General features: G+C 38.4%; 21 protein-coding genes. 14 read left to right on the top strand and 7 right to left on the bottom strand.

All coding sequences use genetic code 11. The features are described 5' to 3' along the window. Positions 1-12: 12 nt before the first annotated feature. From J2Y40_RS18080 to J2Y40_RS18070, 3 genes are all read left to right on the top strand, one after another. On the top strand, positions 13-630 hold the full coding sequence (locus J2Y40_RS18080) for a hypothetical protein (RefSeq protein ID WP_153397618.1): 618 nt from the start codon (positions 13-15) through the stop codon (positions 628-630). Positions 631-812: 182 nt separating this feature from the next. Beyond that, a complete protein-coding gene (locus J2Y40_RS18075; protein ID WP_153397620.1) occupies positions 813-2,006 on the top strand; it encodes a PepSY domain-containing protein in 1,194 nt (397 codons plus the stop codon). A gap of 291 nt (positions 2,007-2,297) precedes the next feature. Then, on the top strand, positions 2,298-2,798 hold the full coding sequence (locus tag J2Y40_RS18070) for a low affinity iron permease family protein (protein ID WP_153397622.1): 501 nt from the start codon (positions 2,298-2,300) through the stop codon (positions 2,796-2,798). Between the two features lie 92 nt (positions 2,799-2,890). Here the strand turns inward: J2Y40_RS18070 and J2Y40_RS18065 are convergent, their stop codons facing one another. The 7 genes from J2Y40_RS18065 to J2Y40_RS18035 form a co-directional block, all read right to left on the bottom strand. Beyond that, the gene (locus J2Y40_RS18065) at positions 2,891-5,614 is read right to left on the bottom strand and encodes a hypothetical protein (RefSeq protein ID WP_153397624.1); all 2,724 of its coding nucleotides are present in this window, start codon (positions 5,612-5,614) and stop codon (positions 2,891-2,893) included. 76 nt (positions 5,615-5,690) lie between these two features. Beyond that, the gene (locus J2Y40_RS18060; protein ID WP_153397626.1) at positions 5,691-6,662 is read right to left on the bottom strand and encodes a hypothetical protein; all 972 of its coding nucleotides are present in this window, start codon (positions 6,660-6,662) and stop codon (positions 5,691-5,693) included. 82 nt (positions 6,663-6,744) lie between these two features. After that, positions 6,745-7,911, bottom strand: coding sequence for a T9SS type A sorting domain-containing protein (locus J2Y40_RS18055; RefSeq protein ID WP_153397628.1), 1,167 nt, complete (start codon positions 7,909-7,911; stop codon positions 6,745-6,747). 207 nt (positions 7,912-8,118) lie between these two features. Continuing rightward, positions 8,119-8,919: a hypothetical protein gene (locus tag J2Y40_RS18050; protein ID WP_310000565.1), complete on the bottom strand. Its 801-nt coding sequence runs from the start codon at positions 8,917-8,919 to the stop codon at positions 8,119-8,121. A gap of 18 nt (positions 8,920-8,937) precedes the next feature. Then, on the bottom strand, positions 8,938-9,669 hold the full coding sequence (locus J2Y40_RS18045) for an MIP/aquaporin family protein (protein WP_310000563.1): 732 nt from the start codon (positions 9,667-9,669) through the stop codon (positions 8,938-8,940). Between the two features lie 25 nt (positions 9,670-9,694). Then, positions 9,695-11,191, bottom strand: coding sequence for a glycerol kinase GlpK (gene glpK / locus J2Y40_RS18040; protein WP_310000560.1), 1,497 nt, complete (start codon positions 11,189-11,191; stop codon positions 9,695-9,697). A 10-nt stretch (positions 11,192-11,201) separates the two neighbouring features. Continuing rightward, the gene (locus J2Y40_RS18035) at positions 11,202-12,800 is read right to left on the bottom strand and encodes a glycerol-3-phosphate dehydrogenase/oxidase (RefSeq protein ID WP_310000558.1); all 1,599 of its coding nucleotides are present in this window, start codon (positions 12,798-12,800) and stop codon (positions 11,202-11,204) included. Positions 12,801-12,917: 117 nt separating this feature from the next. On the opposite strand from J2Y40_RS18035, the gene J2Y40_RS18030 reads away from it, so the two are divergent. The 11 genes from J2Y40_RS18030 to rpsQ all read left to right on the top strand — a co-directional run bounded on the left by J2Y40_RS18030 (position 12,918) and on the right by rpsQ (position 18,966). Beyond that, positions 12,918-13,682: a DeoR/GlpR family DNA-binding transcription regulator gene (locus J2Y40_RS18030; RefSeq protein WP_310000556.1), complete on the top strand. Its 765-nt coding sequence runs from the start codon at positions 12,918-12,920 to the stop codon at positions 13,680-13,682. Between the two features lie 471 nt (positions 13,683-14,153). Continuing rightward, positions 14,154-14,780, top strand: a complete 627-nt coding sequence (gene rplC, locus J2Y40_RS18025) for a 50S ribosomal protein L3 (RefSeq protein ID WP_034678007.1) — start codon at positions 14,154-14,156, stop codon at positions 14,778-14,780. After that, complete coding sequence (rplD, locus tag J2Y40_RS18020) at positions 14,771-15,400, top strand: 50S ribosomal protein L4 (RefSeq protein ID WP_153397640.1); 630 nt, start codon at positions 14,771-14,773, stop codon at positions 15,398-15,400. Before rplC ends, rplD begins: the two co-directional genes overlap by 10 nt. A 3-nt stretch (positions 15,401-15,403) precedes the next feature. Further along, on the top strand, positions 15,404-15,694 hold the full coding sequence (gene rplW, locus J2Y40_RS18015) for a 50S ribosomal protein L23 (RefSeq protein WP_153397642.1): 291 nt from the start codon (positions 15,404-15,406) through the stop codon (positions 15,692-15,694). Positions 15,695-15,716: 22 nt separating this feature from the next. Continuing rightward, complete coding sequence (gene rplB, locus J2Y40_RS18010) at positions 15,717-16,538, top strand: 50S ribosomal protein L2 (protein ID WP_062700831.1); 822 nt, start codon at positions 15,717-15,719, stop codon at positions 16,536-16,538. A gap of 2 nt (positions 16,539-16,540) precedes the next feature. Beyond that, positions 16,541-16,819 carry a 30S ribosomal protein S19 gene (gene rpsS, locus J2Y40_RS18005; RefSeq protein ID WP_002983209.1) on the top strand — a complete coding sequence of 93 codons (279 nt, stop codon included), beginning with the start codon at positions 16,541-16,543 and terminating at the stop codon, positions 16,817-16,819. 2 nt (positions 16,820-16,821) lie between these two features. Further along, positions 16,822-17,220, top strand: a complete 399-nt coding sequence (gene rplV / locus J2Y40_RS18000) for a 50S ribosomal protein L22 (protein ID WP_002983214.1) — start codon at positions 16,822-16,824, stop codon at positions 17,218-17,220. Between the two features lie 7 nt (positions 17,221-17,227). After that, positions 17,228-17,977: a 30S ribosomal protein S3 gene (rpsC, locus tag J2Y40_RS17995; protein WP_153397644.1), complete on the top strand. Its 750-nt coding sequence runs from the start codon at positions 17,228-17,230 to the stop codon at positions 17,975-17,977. A gap of 98 nt (positions 17,978-18,075) precedes the next feature. Beyond that, positions 18,076-18,501, top strand: a complete 426-nt coding sequence (rplP, locus tag J2Y40_RS17990) for a 50S ribosomal protein L16 (protein ID WP_062700835.1) — start codon at positions 18,076-18,078, stop codon at positions 18,499-18,501. Between the two features lie 12 nt (positions 18,502-18,513). Beyond that, positions 18,514-18,699 carry a 50S ribosomal protein L29 gene (gene rpmC, locus J2Y40_RS17985; protein ID WP_062700837.1) on the top strand — a complete coding sequence of 62 codons (186 nt, stop codon included), beginning with the start codon at positions 18,514-18,516 and terminating at the stop codon, positions 18,697-18,699. A 12-nt stretch (positions 18,700-18,711) separates the two neighbouring features. Further along, positions 18,712-18,966: a 30S ribosomal protein S17 gene (gene rpsQ / locus J2Y40_RS17980; RefSeq protein WP_042720938.1), complete on the top strand. Its 255-nt coding sequence runs from the start codon at positions 18,712-18,714 to the stop codon at positions 18,964-18,966. Positions 18,967-18,968: the final 2 nt, after the last annotated feature.

The following is an 18,968-nucleotide window of genomic DNA, read 5'->3' as shown; positions in this document are numbered from 1 at the left end:
AAATCATCTATTATGAAAAATATGAAAACTTTATTATTCGCATTTGTTATCGGAGCAGCAGTTATTTCTTGTTCCGGCGACAAAAAGAAAGGAATTGATTACAACCAGTTCAAAACAGAAGTGAAACTTACGGCTGAACAGGAAAAGAGTTTTGACGAGATTACTAAAAAATATCAGGACCTTCAGGAGCAGAATTATCAGGCTGCCAAAGCTCAGGGTGGAAATATGGACAGAGTGGCTTTAAGCATCAAGAACGAAGAGCTCAGAGCACAGCAGTCTCTTGAAATGGCTAAAGTTTTAGAGGCTCCACAAATGGAGAAATTCAACAAATTTGTTGATGAAAATTCAAGGAAAAGGCCAAGATATGACAATGCTCTTTTAGAAAGAATTAAAACTGAAGCTCAGCTTTCAGAAGAAGAATTCAAAGTGGTGAATGCCGCTAATGATGCCTTTGAAAAAGCATTCAATGATGCTCATGATGTATACCACGGAAACAATGACCTGGCTAAAGAATACTGGGAAAAGTTTGATGCCCAGAGAAAAGCTGCCATTGAGAAAGCGTTAACGCCGGAACATTACGCGAAATTCCAGGAAATCGTAAAAGATGTTCAGTTCAAAGGAAGAAAGTAATTTCTGAGACTTAAAGCTGGAAGAGGTAAGCCGAAAGTAATATGAAATTAAGGGATCTGATGCCTAAACTTCATCATCTATCTTCATTTCCACCTCTCTCAAATCAAAAACATTCATTTCAAATTTTAATAAAAAACATTAAGACGGCATCCCTGTCTTAATGTTTTTGCTGTTAAACCATTATGAAACCATTATTTAAAAGTCTTTACCGGAAAAAGAGAAAGAATGAATCATTCACAAAATACCTGATGTGGCTCATCCATCTATGGCTAGGACTTTTGTCAAGCATCATTGTTTTTATAATGTGTCTTACCGGATGTTTATATGCCTTCAAAAATCAGATCACCGATCTTTACAATAAAGATAAAGTGTATATAACAGCTGGTACGGAAGCTAGAAGCCCGGATCATATTCAGACCGAATTATCAAAAAACGGTAAAGAACTTACTTCCCTGCTCATCCCTGAAAGTAAAAGCAGAAGTTATGTAGTTTCCTATCGGGAAAATCAGCTTGATAAAAGTGCTTATTACAATCAGTATACCGGTACAATTCTCGGGCAGGCAGATACAGGGGCCAATCATTTTTTTGAAGTGGTACTTGATATTCACCGGAACCTGATGATGGGAAATGCCGGACGCCAGATCGTAGGGGCCTCCGTCTTGATGTTCTGCGTACTGCTGATCTCCGGGCTGATTCTCTGGCTTCCCAAAAAACTGAAATTTTTAAAACAGGGGCTGACGGTAAAATTCAAAGCTAAATTTCAGCGTGTCAATTATGATCTACATAACACTCTTGGATTTTATACCTTTTTAATGCTGTTTTTCATAGCGGTTACCGGATTGTATGTAACCTATCCCTGGGTGAAAAACGGACTCATTGTAAGTCTTGGAGGATCTTCAATAGACAATATTGCAAAAGAAAAAGATAATGGTGATGATCCTTTCGGAGGACTTCTGGAAGATATGCTTCAGAAGCAGGATGAAAAGAAAAATCTCAAAGATGCTTCGTCTGCTTCTATTGATAAAATCCTGAAAATGGCAGATCAGCATCTTCCATACACCGCAGTTACCAGTATTGAACTCCCAAATAAAGACAATCCAAGATATGTAGTGATCAAAACCAATACGCAGAACTTTTTAGGGATGATGCTTCCGGATGAAGTTACTTTTGATAAAACCGGAGTTTTAAAAACAAAAGAATTATTTTCCGACAGACCTTTAAATAAACAGTTCACTGCTCTGGCTAAACCGCTCCATACCGGTGAAATTATGGGACTTCCGAGTATTATTCTATATTTCATCATATCGCTTATCGGATGTTCATTTCCCATTACCGGATTCCTGATCTGGTGGCATAGGTTTAAGAAAACGAAATAACAAGGAAGGAGGAAAGAAAGGAAGATGGAGGCTGGAAGAGGGAAGTTTAAGCAGTGTGTAATATGAAATTTCAGCTTTGATGATGAATAGTTGAGTGAGATAAATATAAATTCAGATCATAAGTTTTCTGATATTTTTATTGAATAGAAGAACTATTGTAATAGACTTAACCGTTTACACTTCCATCCTCCCTCTTCCAGCTTCCATCCCTAAAAACAACTCCCATCTTAAAATCATTCCATTGCCGGTTCATACTAATTTTATACATTTATATATAAAAGAATCTACAGTATGAGCGATAAAAATCATAGTTTTTTTGAAAAATTTTCAGACTGGGCCACCAAATTTACAGGAAGCTCTTATGCTTTTATCGGAGCAGTGTTGGTCGTATTGTCATGGGCCGTTTCAGGCCCCGTTTTTGATTATTCCGAAACTTGGCAGCTTGTCATCAATACCGGAACTACGATCATTACCTTTTTAATGGTTTTCCTGATTCAGAAAGCTCAGAATAAAGACTCAAAAGCGATCCAGATTAAGCTGAATGAGCTCATCGCTGCTCATGGAAAAGCGAGTAACAGAATTGTAGATATTGAAGATCTGACGGAAAAAGAACTAGACCAGCTTCATTGCTTTTATGAAAACCTGGCCCAGCTTGCCAAAAAAGATGCTGATATTCATACCTCACATTCTATAGATGCAGCCCAGATAAATCAAAATATCAAACATGCAGCCTTTAAAATGAAACATGAAGAATGGCTTCAGAAACAGCAACAAAAAAAGGAATCAAACTGATTCCTTTTTTATTTGTCAATGAGAAAAGAGGTTATCGAAGCCCTGCTTCTGTCTTTCAGACTTCAAGAAACTTCCGGCTTCCCCTTTCTCCCCTATCTTTTCATAAAGTAACTGAAATAACTGCAGCTTCCCATCAGGTCTCTGGAAGCCTGTGTGTCGGCATATTGGGCTTTCAGCTGAGCGAAATAGGTTCTGTATTTCTGGTTTTTCAGATTGTCCAGTTCAGTCTGATGAGCCTGTTCTTTTTCAGACCATTTAGGATCGGAATAATCAATATTAGCTTGATTTTTCTCCCCGTACTGGTAATATTTCCCCTGTTCTGCACTCGCCATCTGGAAAAGAATTCTGGCTTTCTGCTCTTTGTCCGTTGAAAGCTTAAGGGCCTTTTGATAATAGCCGATAGCCAGATCAAAATTATCAGGTTCAATATAAGAGGTATCCGTAAAGTTCTTATAATAATATTGATATGGGTTCTTTCTGCTTGTGCTCCAGAAATCATATTTTCCTCCGTTGCTGTTGTCAATATCCATCACAAACAGTTGGCGGTAATATCCCAGAATAGAAGTATTGTAAAGTAAATTTCCGATCAGCTGATCTGCTTTTGCTGCCTTTTCGCCTGTTCCTGCTCCTATCTTTTTCAATTGAATAAGTGCATCTGCCAGTTCCACTTTATTCATGGTACTTTTGATGAAAGGGAAATCCGAATAATTTTCAGCCTTCATACTTTCAGTATCTGGACTACCAAAACTTTCCCACACATTATGTCCGAAAACAAGATCTGAAATATTTTTAAAGCCGTTGTATTCACCCGGAGCATACTGTTTCTGGGTGATCTTCTGACCGTCTTTTTCTGTCCATTCATAGTTTTCTCTTGGGATCCCTGTAAAGCTTTGCGCTTTTTCATAATAGGATTTAGCCTTTTCAAAGTCAGCCAGTTTCATGGCTCTGTCACCATAAATCGTATTGAAGAAAGCATCAATATTTCCTACACTATCCATGTTTTTGGCGATGATCTGCTGTTCAAACTGGGTTTTATTCGACTTTCTGTAAAAGTCTTCAACGCTTTTTACCAGACTTGAGTTTGGGTTGTACTGAAGATCAGAAAGCTTATTGTTCATTAAATATGACTTTCCGTCCTCTCCCTGAAGGAAATACCTGTTGGCAAGAACATCTTTAAGGAATGATGCGGTGGAAGGTGCTTCGCCGTAATAATCATAATCGGTATTGGCGGTATCCTTTTTCACTTCTTTTTCCACAAAATACTCTGCGTAATCTTTCATCAGATGATCTTCGTAAGCGGCATCAATTTTAGGCTGGGCAACAATATCGTTAAGAACTTTCATTCTCTTGATCTGCTCCAGGTATTCAGGATTGGTTGTCTTAATGTCATTCAGGATTTCCGTACTCTCTTTATAATCTTTCTTTAAAAACTTAAGATAGGCATCTGCAATCTGCCAATACTCATCTTTAGACTTTTCTTTGGTTTTTGAAGTGAATTTTTCCAGCTCATCCAAATAGTTTTTGGCGGCGTCATCATATCCGTAACCTGTTGTATAAAAAGGAATTCTGTTGGGGTTGTTCAGTAATTCATCATCGCTTTGGTCTGCTTTTGCATTTCCTGTTTTATCAGATTTGGAACCGCCGAATAAATTTTTAAAGAACCGTACAATTTTCTGCCAGAAAGAAAGTTTCACTTCCTTCACTTCAGGGGCTGTTGTTCCTGTATTAGCCTCTTTTGAATTGGTATTGCCATCGGTTTTTCCTCTGGAAACAGCAGGGCTCGTTGAGGCATCTGAAGAGTAATAATAAGTTGGAAGATAACTTCTTTCCAGCTCATTGATGCTTCTTACAGCCATGACCTTCAGAATCTCAGAGTCAGGGTTGATCTCATACATCTTTTCCATAATAGGAATCGGATTGTTGAAATCTTCATAGCCTAAAAGGAAATAAGCCATATTCTTTTCTTCATTCGTATTCGCTCTTTTCATGATATTACTGAAAGAAGCGGTATCCGAAAGCTTCATCGAAACAAAAGAAGATTCCTTACGGTCTTTCGTGTTCATAAAAACCTGAAAGAAATTCCAGTTGGCATCACTGTTCATTTCAAGGCCTCTTTGGGCTCCGGCCAGCTGATCAAGAGCCATAAAATAGACTGCACCTTTCAGTTTGATCGGTTCTACATAGGTTTTGAAAGCCTGCACTGCTGCATCATAATTTCTTGTATAATGGTTGAAACGGACCAGCTGATAACCGTAACGCTGTTTGATCTCAGGATTTTTTACCGAATTATATAAAGATGTTAAAGCTGCAATGGTTTTAGGGTAGTCGAGAGAAGTAGCGTTCTCTTTATTATCGCTTCCGCCGTAATAGAATGAATTCTCACTTTCAACATAATTGATGCTCATATAAGGTTCCAGATATTTGGCCTCAATCAGGTAGTCAATCCCTTCACGGTACTTCTGGTAAAACCCTGTCCCCAATTTCTGCAGGAGAGGGTTGGCTGGGTTTCCGTTTTTTAAAGCATTCAGATCGTTCATGCTGATCTTATATACCAGGTTTTGCGTTTCAGCATAGTTCAGCTGATTATTGAAGAACTTTTTCCAGGTGTTCAGATTGTCATCAGGAATCAGAGCGGCATTGTATCCGGTATAAAACCGGCTGGAATAATTATGCAGAAACGGAAGATAGGATTTGTCCTTAATAATACTTTGGGTAAAAAGATTAAAGTAATCATAATCCGGATCCGACCATGCGCAGGCTTCCGATTTCGTATAGAAAAGAGACAGTACTGCCAGTGAAAGAATATACTTTTTCATATAAATTCAGGTGTTTTTAGTGTTGTCATGAATAATTTTTTTGTTTTCAGAAAATATCTGTAACAGTTGGAGAGGATTAAAAATTCCTACCCGCTACAAATTTACCATCTAATTGATAATAAATGATAGTAAAATCAGGTATTTTTTTCTCCAGAAAATGGATAGCCTCTTGAAGTTGTTCCTCGGAAATTTCCTCAATCTTTATTTTGAAGCCTTTGTTTAAATAGTTTCTGAAATAAAATCCGTCTTTCATAATCTCAACTTCATTATCTGATATTTTTTTGAAATGGGGATTTTCCAGATCCTTTTGAGACAGGGCGTTAATCAGGCGGTGCTTACCAAGATGGTTGGTAACGATTCCCCAGGAATAAACAGGAAGTGCCACCTCGATTTTTTTTATAGGATAATCTTCAAGCTTTGAAAGATAATTTTTTAGAGTAACCACATCCAGAATGGAGTTCTTATCTGAATTTTCCAACGGTGAAGAGGTAGAGTAGCACATCAGGTAAACTTTATCTACGGGAGGTATTCCGGTGTTCTTTTTGTCCTTTACCTGATGAAGCCGGAGGGTGCAGGTGATTTCCTTTCCGGAGATTCTTTTCAGTTCCTTTAAAAATTTAAAATAATCATCCCGTGTTCCGGCAGTCCAGTCGCAGTCAATCTGGATTTCATTATTGATTTTGAGCTGATACTCGCCGGCTTTCTTTTTAATCATTTGATGTATACTTTCCGCAAGAAATGTAATCTCTTCTGCGGAAATATGCAGCATTGATTGATTGGTAATGAAAACTACAGGAACGATTTTTTTGTCGGTTTGGAAACTGTTGTCTTTTGTAATGACGGCCACCGGCTGAAATTTTCCTCCAACTTTATCAACATCAAAAAAACGGGTATAGAGAAAAGGTGATTGAGCTTTATCTAATGTCTTTTTTTCTTCCTGATCCAGCTTCAGATGGGTTTTCCAGTAATAAAATGTGTAAGGATGAGGCTGCTTTTTACTGCATGAGAATAAGATGAATAATAAAAAGAAGATGAAGATTTTTTTCATATCCTAAAAGTAAGAAAATATAATAAAAAAAGATGCTGTCTCACTATGGAGACAGCATCTTAGTCTATCAACGTTCAAAGAATTAATCCTGAATAAGCATTTTTTTCGTATCAATAGTTTTACCGTCAACAGATAGCTTGTATAAATACATTCCTGATTTTAAATTGTTTACTGCAATGTTCCCTTCACCAGTTTCTCTTATGGGAAGAGATTTTATCAATTGTCCGGATACTGAATAAATTTCTATAGTATTGTTTTTACTGCCATTGGGAATATAATATTTAATGTTGGTTTCTCCTTTTGTAGGATTAGGCACATTCTGATACAGTCTGGCGCTGTTACCCGATGAAATATCTTTTATTCCGGATTGTTTTAGTAGTAGGCTTTTTAATTCATCAACCTGCAGCTTGAGATCATCAATCTGGTTTTGCAGTTCAGTTACGGTTGGGCCATTAGCCTGCTTTGCTAAAGCGGTAGAAGCTACCATAACATTTCCGTCAGCATCTACTACCAAAGCATTACCGGATCCGTTGGGAAGATCCTGTAGCCGAACAGTTCCTACCGTATGAAAATTAGCCGTTGGAGCCGTTGTACGGACGCCGACCTGCTGATCTTTAATCAGCATTGTTGAGTTTTTAGAAAGCCCAAACATAATTGAAAATGGAATCGAGTTGGTTAGTTTCGTGGAAGCATGTGTTCCTGATCCGATAACAAAAGAACGGTTTCCTGTTGCAATAAGATCCACTCCGAATCCCCCGGAATATTCAGAGGTTAGATCCACCCCAACTCCAACGGCAAACTGATTGGAAGCCCGGACCGTATTGTTCCATCCCAGGGCTATTGATTTTGATGCATCATTTAATACGGTATTGCTCTGTCCTGCGACAAGATTTGCACCTCCGGCTGTTTGTAAGCTGTTTCCCCAGCCGCCTACTAGAGAGCTGTTGGCATTGGGGCCAAGCATGTTTTGCGATCCGGTAATAATACTACCCTTAGCTTTTACTCCGTTAGAGTAGTTTACTGCGTCTACAACAAAAGATCCGGGGCTCGTCAAAAAAGCTTGCCCTGGATTAGAAAGGGCACCGCCGGTTCTTAAATAGAAATAGCTATGGTCAGTTGTTCCTGCATAATTCGTACTGGTGATGCCTGAATTTCCTGTGATCTCCCATTGTTGAGCATTCATTACTCCGGCGGATAATATCATTGCCCCGGCAATAATATTTTTAATGTTTAATAGATTTCTTTTCATGATAATAAGTATTTTATGGTTAATGTTTTACTAATTTATTTAAATACTGAATCAGATACAGCTTATAGCTAATAAGTGCGCATGTTGTCCTAACAACTGCTTCAAAAAATTCAATAAATGCGTTTTACCTTTAATATTCTTTAAATAATAAAAGACCACTTCGGAGTGAAATGGTCTTTATATAATTAATTCCGTTTTCTTTTGAGATTAAAAAACAGTTGCTGCCAGTTGAATTCTTGCGAATTTGTTAGACGGATTCCACATCGCCATCATAGAAACCGGAAGACTGTAATGATCGGTAATCTTAATGGTTTTGCCTGCTTTTACGCCTACGTTGACAATGTCAAAGCTGTTCTTGCCGTTTCCATATAGAAAATGTTTGTCATTTAGGGCAAATCCTCCTCCAACAAAAGCATCCAGAGTGACCTTCCCGCCGGAAATTACCGGGTAGCTGACCTGAACATAGGTGGAGTATTTGTTTCTGTCATAGCTTCCGTCATCTTTCAGAACAACTTCTCCGGCATTAGCCCCTCCGTAAAGCATAAGGTCTGCTTCTACATTTAAAGGAAAAGAAGGTCCGAAAGTATAATTGGTTCTCAGATCAATGATGTGAGCGGTTCTTCTTCGGGAGTAACTGAAAATATCATCTGCTGCAACAGCAGTGTTGATATTCCTTGAGTTGTAGAGATCCCAAAGTCCGATATAAAAGCGTCCGTCTGAATATTGAACGTAATAATTAATTTCTTTATAATGGGTATTGTCTTTGTCATCAGCCAATGCGGAAGCTCCCCATATTCCGACCTTCCATTTCTTTTCAGCATCTAAAGCATAGGAAAGGTTTCCCATAACAACGGGTTTATCTGTAATGATCAGCCCTCGCCATAAATGGTTATTCTGAATGTTTACAGTGAAATCTAACCGGCTTTCTTTCTTGTTTTCCGTGTCTTCCTGGGCAAAAAGATTCCCTGTGCCTAGTAAAGCCAGGCCTATATAAAAGAGTTTTTTCATTGTGTAAACGATCTGTGGTTATCTTAACGCTCCATACAATAAAGCGGCTAGAATTGCTCCGATGATTGGCCCTGCAATAGGAATCCAGGCATAGCTCCAATCACTGCTTCCTTTTACCGGAAGAATGGCGTGCATGATTCTTGGTCCAAGGTCTCTTGCCGGATTGATGGCGTATCCGGTTGTTCCTCCCAAAGACAGTCCAATTGCCCAGACTAATAAAGTTACAGGGAGTGCTCCCATACTTCCTAATCCTATTTTTGCGGTAGGATCATTGTTTAAAGTAACGCTTGGATCTGCGAAATGGAAAATAACAAAGACCAAAACAAAAGTTCCGATAATTTCACTGATTATGTTTGAAACAGGTTTCCTGATGGCGGGACCTGTACTGAAACAGGCCAATTTTGCATCTTCATCTTCTGTAATGGCAAAATGATCTTTATTAAACAGCCAAACCAGAAAAGCTCCCAGCATTGCGCCGATCATTTCTCCGGCAATATAGGAGGGAACCAGATCCCATGAGAATTTTCCTGCAAAAGCTAAACCTAAAGTTACAGCTGGGTTCAGATGTGCTCCGCTGACTGGTCCGGCAACTGTTACACCAACAAAAACGGCTAAAGCCCAAGCAGTGGTAATTACGATCCATCCGGAATTGTTTCCTTTGGTATCTTTCAAAACAACGTTGGCTACTACGCCGTTTCCTAAAAGTATCATCAGCATGGTCCCGATGATTTCTGCTACAAATGGAGTCATAGTTTTAATTTTGTTTTCAATGGGATTAATCTTCAATCCAGTTTTGTGCTCGCGATACAGCTTTGCTCCAGGTATGGATCATTTTATCTGCCTTTTCCTTTTCAAGTTGCGGATGGAAATCTTTATCCACAATCCATTGGGCCTGAATTTCATCAATATCTTTCCAGTATCCTACGGCAAGACCAGCCAGATAAGCAGCGCCAAGGGCAGTCGTTTCCAGTGTTTTGGGTCTGGTAATTTTAAATCCGAAAAGATCAGACTGGATTTGCATCAGAAGATCACTTGCTGAAGCTCCACCATCTACTCTCAGTTCAAGGCTGGCTCTTCCGGAATCTGCTTCCATAGATTTTACAATATCATATACCTGAAATGCTATTCCTTCAAGGGTAGCTCTGGCAATATGTCCGTCAGTGGTTCCGCGGGTAATGCCTACAATAGTTCCTCTTGCGTATTGATCCCAATAAGGAGCCCCCAATCCTGTAAGAGCCGGAACGAAATAAACGCCTCCGTTATCTTCAACATTTGCGGCCAAGCCATTCACTTCGTCTGAAGAGTGAATAAGTTTAAGACCGTCTCTCAGCCATTGAATAGCTGCTCCGCCTACAAATACACTTCCTTCAAGAGCGTAGTTAACTTCATTATTGATTTTCCAGGCAACAGTGGTCAGCAGATTATTTTTAGAGGATACCGCTTCTTTTCCGGTATTCATCAATAAGAAGCATCCTGTTCCATAAGTGTTCTTAACCATCCCGGGAGTGATGCACATCTGTCCGAATAAAGCGGCCTGCTGGTCTCCTGCAATTCCTGCAATCGGAATTTTGGTGGAGAATAGAGTGGTTGCTGTTTCTCCGTAAATTTCACTGCTCTGCTTTACTTCGGGAAGAATAGATTTTGGAATGTCAAATAATTCCAAAAGTTCTTCATCCCATTCCAGGGTGTGAATATTCAGAAGCATGGTTCTGCTGGCATTAGATACATCAGTGATGAACATTTTCCCACGGGTAAGCTTCCATACCAGCCAGGTGTCAACTGTTCCGAAGCATAATTGGCCTGCTGTGGCTTTTTCTCTTGCACCTTCTACATTGTCCAGAATCCATTTTAATTTGGTAGCTGAAAAATAAGCATCCAGTACAAGGCCGGTTTTCTCTTTGATGATTTCGGCGTGTCCCTGTTCTTTCAGTTCATCGCAATATTTGGAGGTTCTCCTGTCCTGCCATACAATGGCGTTATAAACAGGCTCACCGGTTTCCTTATCCCATACTACAGTAGTTTCTCTCTGATTGGTAATTCCTATGGCGGCAACTTCCAGTCCGGAAATTCCGGCTTTGGCAATGATTTCCGCGGCTACAGAAATTTGAGAAGACCAGATTTCATTGGGGTCATGTTCCACCCAGCCCGGGGTGGGAAATATTTGTTCAAAATTTTTCTGGGATATATATTCTATAGCTCCACTGTGATTGAATAGAATTGCTCTGGAAGAGGTTGTTCCCTGATCTAAAGCGAGAATCAGTTTTTCTTTCATACCGGATTGTTTAGTTTTTGTTGAATGTTTGAGGAGAATAAGGGGTTAGCAGATATCCTTTTGCTAAATCAATAAATTCTTCTGTGTGCTGCTGAATCCATTCTTCAGAATATCCTTTTTCTTCGGCGATGAGCTGTGCAATGGATTGTGCGCTGTCTATGGCTGCTCTTGCATCTAAAAACAGAAGACGTACTCTTCTGGCGAGAATATCTTCAATGGTTTCTGCCATTTCATGTCTTATGGCCCATACCGCTTCCGCGATAGTGAAGGCATGATCCGGATGGATCTTCTGTGCAAACCTGGGATTGCTGTTTTGTAATGCTTTTATAGCAGGAATATCAGATCCATATACATACAGATGGCTGCTGCGGTCAACCAGTTCAGCTTGGATGTTGCCATGAATAGACATATGTTCTGTCTGCGAAGGCCCTGCTTTCAACTGTAAAATTTCTACAGATTTATCAACAGTATCTTCGGCCATTTTCCGGTAGGTGGTCCATTTTCCTCCAATGATGGAAACTAATCCTGTGTCCGAGGCAATAACCTTGTGACTTCTGGAGACTTCTTTTGTGCTTTTGCCTCCTTCTTTTGGTGCTGCAAGGGGTCTTAGTCCTGCAAATACAGATTTTACATCTTCGCGGGTTGGCTTCTTTGACAGGTATTGTCTTGCGGTTTCTAAAACGAAATTAATTTCTGATTCCAGGGCGTGAGGCTCAAAGCTTGGATTTTCCAGTAAGGTGTCTGTTGTTCCTACAAGAGCACGGTCATGCCACGGAACAACAAAAAGAACTCTTCCGTCTGATGTTTTGGGGATCATAATGGCATCATCACTTTTCAGGAATGATTTATCCAGAACAAGATGGATTCCCTGGCTTGGTACAACGTATTTTCCATGTTTTGGATTATTCATATTCAGAATCTCATTCGTGAATACCCCTGTTGCGTTGATCACTGCCTTTGCACGAAGTTCATATTTTTTCTGAGAAAACTGGTCTTCAGCCATAACACCGGATATTTTTCCGAAATCATTCTTCAGAAGGCCGGTTACTTTCATATAGTTAACAGCGCTTCCTCCTTTTTCTATGATGGTTTGTGTCAGGTTAATGGCAAGTCTCGCATCATCAAACTGTCCGTCCTGATAAACTACTCCGCTGGCCAGACCATGCTGCTCAATGGTTGGAAGTTTTTCAATCGTTTTCGATTTGTTGATGTATTTTGTTTTTCCTAAGCTTAGTTTTCCGGCGAGAAAATCATAAATGGAAAGCCCTATTTTATAATAGATGCCTCCCCACCATGTATAGTTGGGAATAATGAAGGACTGATTTTTTACGACATGGGCTGCATTTTGGGCCAAAAGTCCTCTTTCTTTTAATGCCTCTTTTACCAATCCTATATCCCCCTGTGCCAGATATCTTACACCTCCGTGTACCAGTTTGGTACTGCGGCTTGAGGTTGCTTTTGCAAAATCGTGGGATTCAAGAAGGAGGGTTTTAAATCCTCTGCTTGCTGCATCCAGTGCTGAGCCTAGACCACTGGCTCCACCTCCGATGACAATGAAATCCCATTCCTGAACACTGGCTAGTTTACTGATTTCTTCATTTCGTTTCATAAATGTTTCGTTTATGTTTCGTTTTCAAATTTATAAATTAAAAACGAAACCAAAACAAAATAAATGAAATTTTAACACTTTCGAAAAAAAAATGGTATTTTTGATGAAACAATAAGAATGGAAAAGTTAATACCAAGGCATGATGAAATACTAAAAGAGCTGGATGAGAAAGGCCATGTGCTGGTACAGGATCTGTGCGAAAAGTTCAATGTTTCTTCAGTTACGGTCCGAAAGGATCTGAACTATCTCGAAAGTTTAGGGCTGCTTTTCCGTAATCATGGAGGTGCCAGCAAACATGTAAGGTATGCTTATGAAAGAAATGTGAATGAAAAGGAGAACATTAATGTAGAAGCCAAACAGGGAATTGTAAAAGCTGCCGTAGAACTTATTCAGGAAAATGACTGTATTATATTGGCTTCAGGAACTACCATGCATTATCTTGCCCGGATGCTTGGGAATTTCGGAAGACTTACCGTTCTTACTTCTTCGCTCAGGGTAGCGCTTGAACTGTGTAATAATCCTGAAATTAATATTATCCAGCTGGGTGGGGAAGTTCGGAAAAGCTCCACTTCAATTGTGGGTTCAATTTCTGAAGGAATCTTAAAACAGTTTTCCTGCAATAAACTTTTTCTCGGAGTGGACGGAATTGATCTTGATTTCGGAATCAGTACTTCGAATGCTGCAGAAGCTCATCTGAATCAGGTGATGATAGATTGTGCAGATCAGGTAATTATTCTTGCAGATTCCACAAAGCTGAACAAAAAAGGTTTTGGTAAAATAGCCTCTCTGGATAAAGTAGATTATTTAATCACAGACGATGGTATTTCTGCGGAGGATAAGGCCGGGCTGGAAGAAGTAGGCGTTACTGTAATCATAAAATAACCTCAGTTCGGAATAAGAGAGTATCTGGTTAATGAAGATTTGAAGCTGTGAGATGGAAGAGGGGAGTTATAAAGGTTATTAAGGATAACTGTTTATCTGCTTTACTCTTTTTATGATATTAAAATTTTATAGTGGCTATCAATACCTATAACAAAAAGTAACTTCCTGCCTCTTTCTTCCAGCTTCCAGCCAACTTCCTTGGCTCAAGCTCAGGTTAGAATAGTCTTCTTTCTGATTTCTTTTTTAAAATTCCAAATAATCCGGGCGGAAATTTCACCTGAGTTTTTTCAAAATCATCTAATTGATTAAAAATCAAAATATTTTGCTGTAAATATTTGTCAGTTATAAAATTATTCATAAATTTGCACACTCATTTTAGGAGCGTAGTATGCCTATATCAGAATTAGAAATTACTTTAGACTTCCGAAAAATGGGGATAAATAAAGGATAAATTTTATTATAATATAAACAATGTCAGGTATTATTGGTAAAAAAATCGGTATGACATCTTTGTTTAACGAAGAAGGGAAAAACATTCCTTGTACAGTTATTCAAGCTGGTCCATGCTCGGTTTTACAGGTCAGAACCATAGAAAAGGACGGCTACAAGTCAGTTCAATTGGGTTTCGATGACAAGAGTGAGAAGAACGTAGGTAAAGCGTTAGCTGGTCATTTCAAAAAGGCTGGTTCTGCTCCTAAAGCTAAATTAGTAGAATTCTACAGAGAATTCGTTGATGAAGTGAAAGTAGGAGAAGAAGTAAAAGTTGATTTATTCTCTGAAGGAGAATATGTTGACGTAACAGGAACTTCAAAAGGTAAAGGTTTCCAAGGTGTTGTTAAAAGACACGGATTTGGAGGTGTAATGCAAGCTACTCATGGTCAGCACAACAGACTTAGAGCTCCAGGTTCTATCGGTGCTGGATCGGATCCTTCGAGAGTATTCAAAGGAATGAGAATGGCGGGTAGAATGGGAGGTAAGCAGGTAACTGTACAAAACCTTCAAGTATTAAAAGTGGATCAAGAACAAAATCTTTTAGTAGTAAAAGGTGCTGTTCCGGGAGCTAAAAATTCTTATGTAATTATCAGAAAATGGAACTAGTAGTATTAAATACATCAGGAAAAGAGACCGGAAGAAAAGTAACTCTAGACGAATCAGTATTCGGAATTGAGCCAAATCAGCACGCGGTTTACTTAGAAGTTAAACAGTACCTTGCTGCACAAAGACAAGGGACTCATAAAGCAAAAGAAAGAAGCGAAATTACTGCTTCTACTAAAAAGCTTAAGAAGCAAAAAGGATCAGGATCTGCTAGATATGGTGATATTAAATCTCCAGTATTCAGAGGTGGAGGTAGAGTATTTGGACCAAAACCAAGAGACTATAGATTCAAATTGAACAAAGCTCTTAAGAGATTAGCGAAAAAATCTGTTCTATCTCAGAAAATGAGAGACAACAGCATCAGAGTTCTGGAAGATATGAGCTTGAACGCTCCTAAAACTAAAGATTTCATCAACGTATTAAATGCTTTGGCATTGAACGATAAGAAAGCTTTATTTATCCTTCCTGAAGCTAACAAGAATGTATATTTGTCTTCAAGAAACTTACCTAAAGCTAAAGTAATGAACTTCAACGAAGTAAGTTCTTATGACTTAGTAAACGCAGGTGAAGTTGTATTCTTCGAAGGTGCAGTTGAAAAATTCCAGGAAAATTTAAAGAAATAAATCATGTCAGTTATTATTAAACCAGTTATTTCAGAAAAGGCTAATTACCTTACAGATTTAAGAGGTTCTTATTCTTTCTTAGTTAGCCCTAAGGCGAATAAAATCGAGATCAAAAAGGCTGTTGAAGCAGCTTACGGTGTAAAAGTAGCAGACGTTAACACAATGATTTATGCTCCGAAGGTTTCTTCAAAGTACACTAAAAAAGGTCTTCAAGTAGGAAAGACAAACAAATTGAAAAAAGCGGTAATCAAACTTGCTGAAGGTGAGGTTATCGATATTTTTGCTGTAAATTAATTATTAATTATAAATAATAGTAATGTCTGTTAGAAAATTAAAACCTATCACCCCGGGACAGAGATTCAGAGTTGTAAACAATTTTGAGGAAATTACTACCAATAAGCCAGAGAAATCTCTTACAGTTGGTATTAAAAAGTCAGGTGGACGTAACCAAACAGGTAAAATGACCATGCGTTACACCGGAGGTGGACACAAAAAGAAATACAGAATTATTGACTTCAAGAGAAATAAATTTGATGTTGAAGGAACGGTAAAAACTGTAGAATACGATCCAAACAGAACTGCTTTCATCGCTCTAGTTGAATACGCAGACGGAGAGAAGAGATATATCATCGCTCCAAACGGTATCAAAGTTGACCAGAAAGTTATTGCTGGTGAAAACGTTGAACCAAACGTAGGTAACGCAATGAAATTGAAAAACATTCCATTGGGTACTGTAATTTCTTGTATCGAAATGAAGCCTGGACAAGGTGCTATTTTAGCAAGAAGTGCTGGTTCTTCAGCTCAATTAACTTCAAGAGACGGTAAATATGCAATCATTAAATTGCCTTCAGGAGAATCAAGAATGATCCTTACTGAGTGTATCGCAATGATTGGTTCAGTTTCCAACTCAGACCACCAGTTAACTGTATCTGGTAAAGCAGGTAGAAGCAGATGGTTAGGTAGAAGACCAAGAACAAGAGCGGTTGTAATGAACCCAGTAGATCACCCGATGGGTGGTGGTGAAGGACGTTCTTCAGGAGGTCACCCAAGATCTAGAAACGGTAAGCCAGCTAAAGGTTACAAAACTAGAAAGAAAAACAAAGTGTCTAACCGTTACATCGTATCTAAAAGAAAATAATTATGGCAAGATCACTTAAAAAAGGACCATTCATTCATCATACTTTAGATAAGAAGGTTCAGGCAAATATAGAGTCTGGTAAGAAGACAGTTATCAAAACTTGGTCTAGAGCATCGATGATCTCTCCGGACTTCGTAGGACAAACTATTGCTGTACACAACGGGAAATCTTTTATCCCTGTATATGTTACAGAAAATATGGTTGGTCACAAGTTAGGCGAATTTTCTCCAACAAGATCTTTCAGAGGTCATGGTGGTAACAAAAACAAAGGAAGCAGATAATCATGGGATCAAGAAAACAAGATAGTTCAATCGCAAGAAAAGAAGCTAACAAAGACGTTGTAAAAGCTTCACTAAATAATTGCCCGTCTTCTCCAAGAAAAATGAGATTAGTTGCTGATATCATTAGAGGAGAGCAGGTAGACAAAGCACTTTATATCCTAAAATATTCTAAGAAGGATGCTTCTAACAAGTTAGAAAAATTACTTCTTTCTGCTATGGCAAACTGGCAGGTGAAAAACGAAGGTGCGGATATTGAAGAAGCAAACCTTATCGTTAAAGAAATCTTCGTGGATAGTGCAAGACAATTGAAGAGACTAAGACCAGCTCCACAAGGTAGAGGGTATAGAATCAGAAAAAGATCTAACCACGTTACATTAATCTTAGGTAATAAAGAAAATTAATCAAGGTATGGGACAGAAGACAAATCCAATTGGTAATAGATTAGGTATCATCAGAGGATGGGATTCTAACTGGTTTGGTGGAAACGATTATGGAGACAGAATCGCGGAAGACTACAAAATCAGAAGATACCTTGAGGCTAGATTATCTAAAGGTGGTATTTCAAAAATCTATATTGAAAGAACACTAAAATTAGTAACAGTTACAATTACTACTGCTAGACCGGGACTTATCATCGGTAAAGGAGGTCAGGAAGTTGATAAATTGAAAGAAGAATTGAAGAAACTTACAGGTAAGGATATTCAAATCAACATCTTCGAAATCAAAAGACCTGAACTAGATGCAGTATTAGTTGCTGATAGTATTTCTAAGCAGATTGAAAACAGAATCTCTTACAGAAGAGCTGTTAAAATGGCTATGGCAAGTACTATGAGAATGGGTGCTGAAGGTATCAAAGTTCAGATCTCTGGTAGATTGAACGGTGCTGAAATGGCAAGAAGCGAATCTTTCAAAGAAGGAAGAATTCCATTGTCTACTTTCAGAGCTGATATTGATTATCACTGGGCTGAAGCTCACACTACTTACGGTAGACTAGGAGTAAAAGTTTGGATCATGAAAGGAGAAGTTTATGGTAAAAGAGAACTTTCTCCACTAGTGGGACAACAGAAAAAAGGAGGTCCTGCAGGAGGAGGAAACAGAGGTGGAGACAGAGATAACAGAAGACCTAGAAAAAACAACAACAATAACAATAATAATTAAAATTTTAGATTAGAAATTTTGAATTTTAAATTACCGTTACTTTTTTAAAATTAAAAAAAATCTAAAATCTAAAATCTAAAATCTAAAATTTAGAAATTATGTTACAACCAAAAAGAACCAAATTCCGTAGAGTTCACAAGATGAAGATGAAGGGGAATGCCCAGAGAGGTAGTCAACTTGCTTACGGAACTTTTGGAATCAAAGCTATTGAAGGAGCTTGGATCACTGCAAGACAGATTGAAGCTGCGCGTATCGCTGCGACAAGATATATGAAGAGAGAAGGTCAGTTATGGATCAAAATTTTCCCGGATAAGCCTATTACTAAGAAACCAGCGGAAGTACGTATGGGTAAAGGTAAAGGTGCCGTTGAATATTGGGTAGCTGTAGTAAAACCAGGTAAAATTATGTTCGAAGTAGGAGGTGTTCCTTACGAAGTTGCGAAAGAAGCTCTTAGACTTGCTGCACAGAAATTACCGGTAGTTACTAAATTCGTAGTTGCTAACGATTTTGTTAAACCTCTATAATCTTTGAATACAATGAAACAAGCTGATATTAAAAATTTAAGCGCAGGGGATATTCAAGCGAAACTTGCTGAACTGAAAGCACAATATTCAAAACTGAAATTGGCTCACAAGATCAGCCCAATTGAAAATCCTATTCAAATCAAAGATTTGAGAAGAACAATCGCAAGACTAAATACTGAGTTAACTAACAAACAATAATTTCATTTTACAATGGATAGAAATTTAAGAAAAGAAAGAATCGGAGTGGTTTCCAGCAATAAAATGGAAAAAACCATTGTTGTTAGTGAAACTACAAGAGTAAAGCACCCGATGTACGGTAAATTCGTTTTGAAAACGAAAAAATATACTGCACACGACGAGAACAACGAATGCACAGAAGGTGATACAGTTCTTATCCAGGAAACTAGACCTTTGAGCAAGAACAAAAGATGGAGATTAGTAAGAATCATTGAAAAAGCTAAGTAATA

Origin of the sequence: Chryseobacterium sp. 2987 (genome assembly GCF_031456375.1) — a bacterium.
GTDB classification, from domain to species: domain Bacteria; phylum Bacteroidota; class Bacteroidia; order Flavobacteriales; family Weeksellaceae; genus Chryseobacterium; species Chryseobacterium vaccae.
Note: the sequence above shows the minus strand (reverse complement) of the source record. Positions and strands in the feature narration are given on the sequence as shown.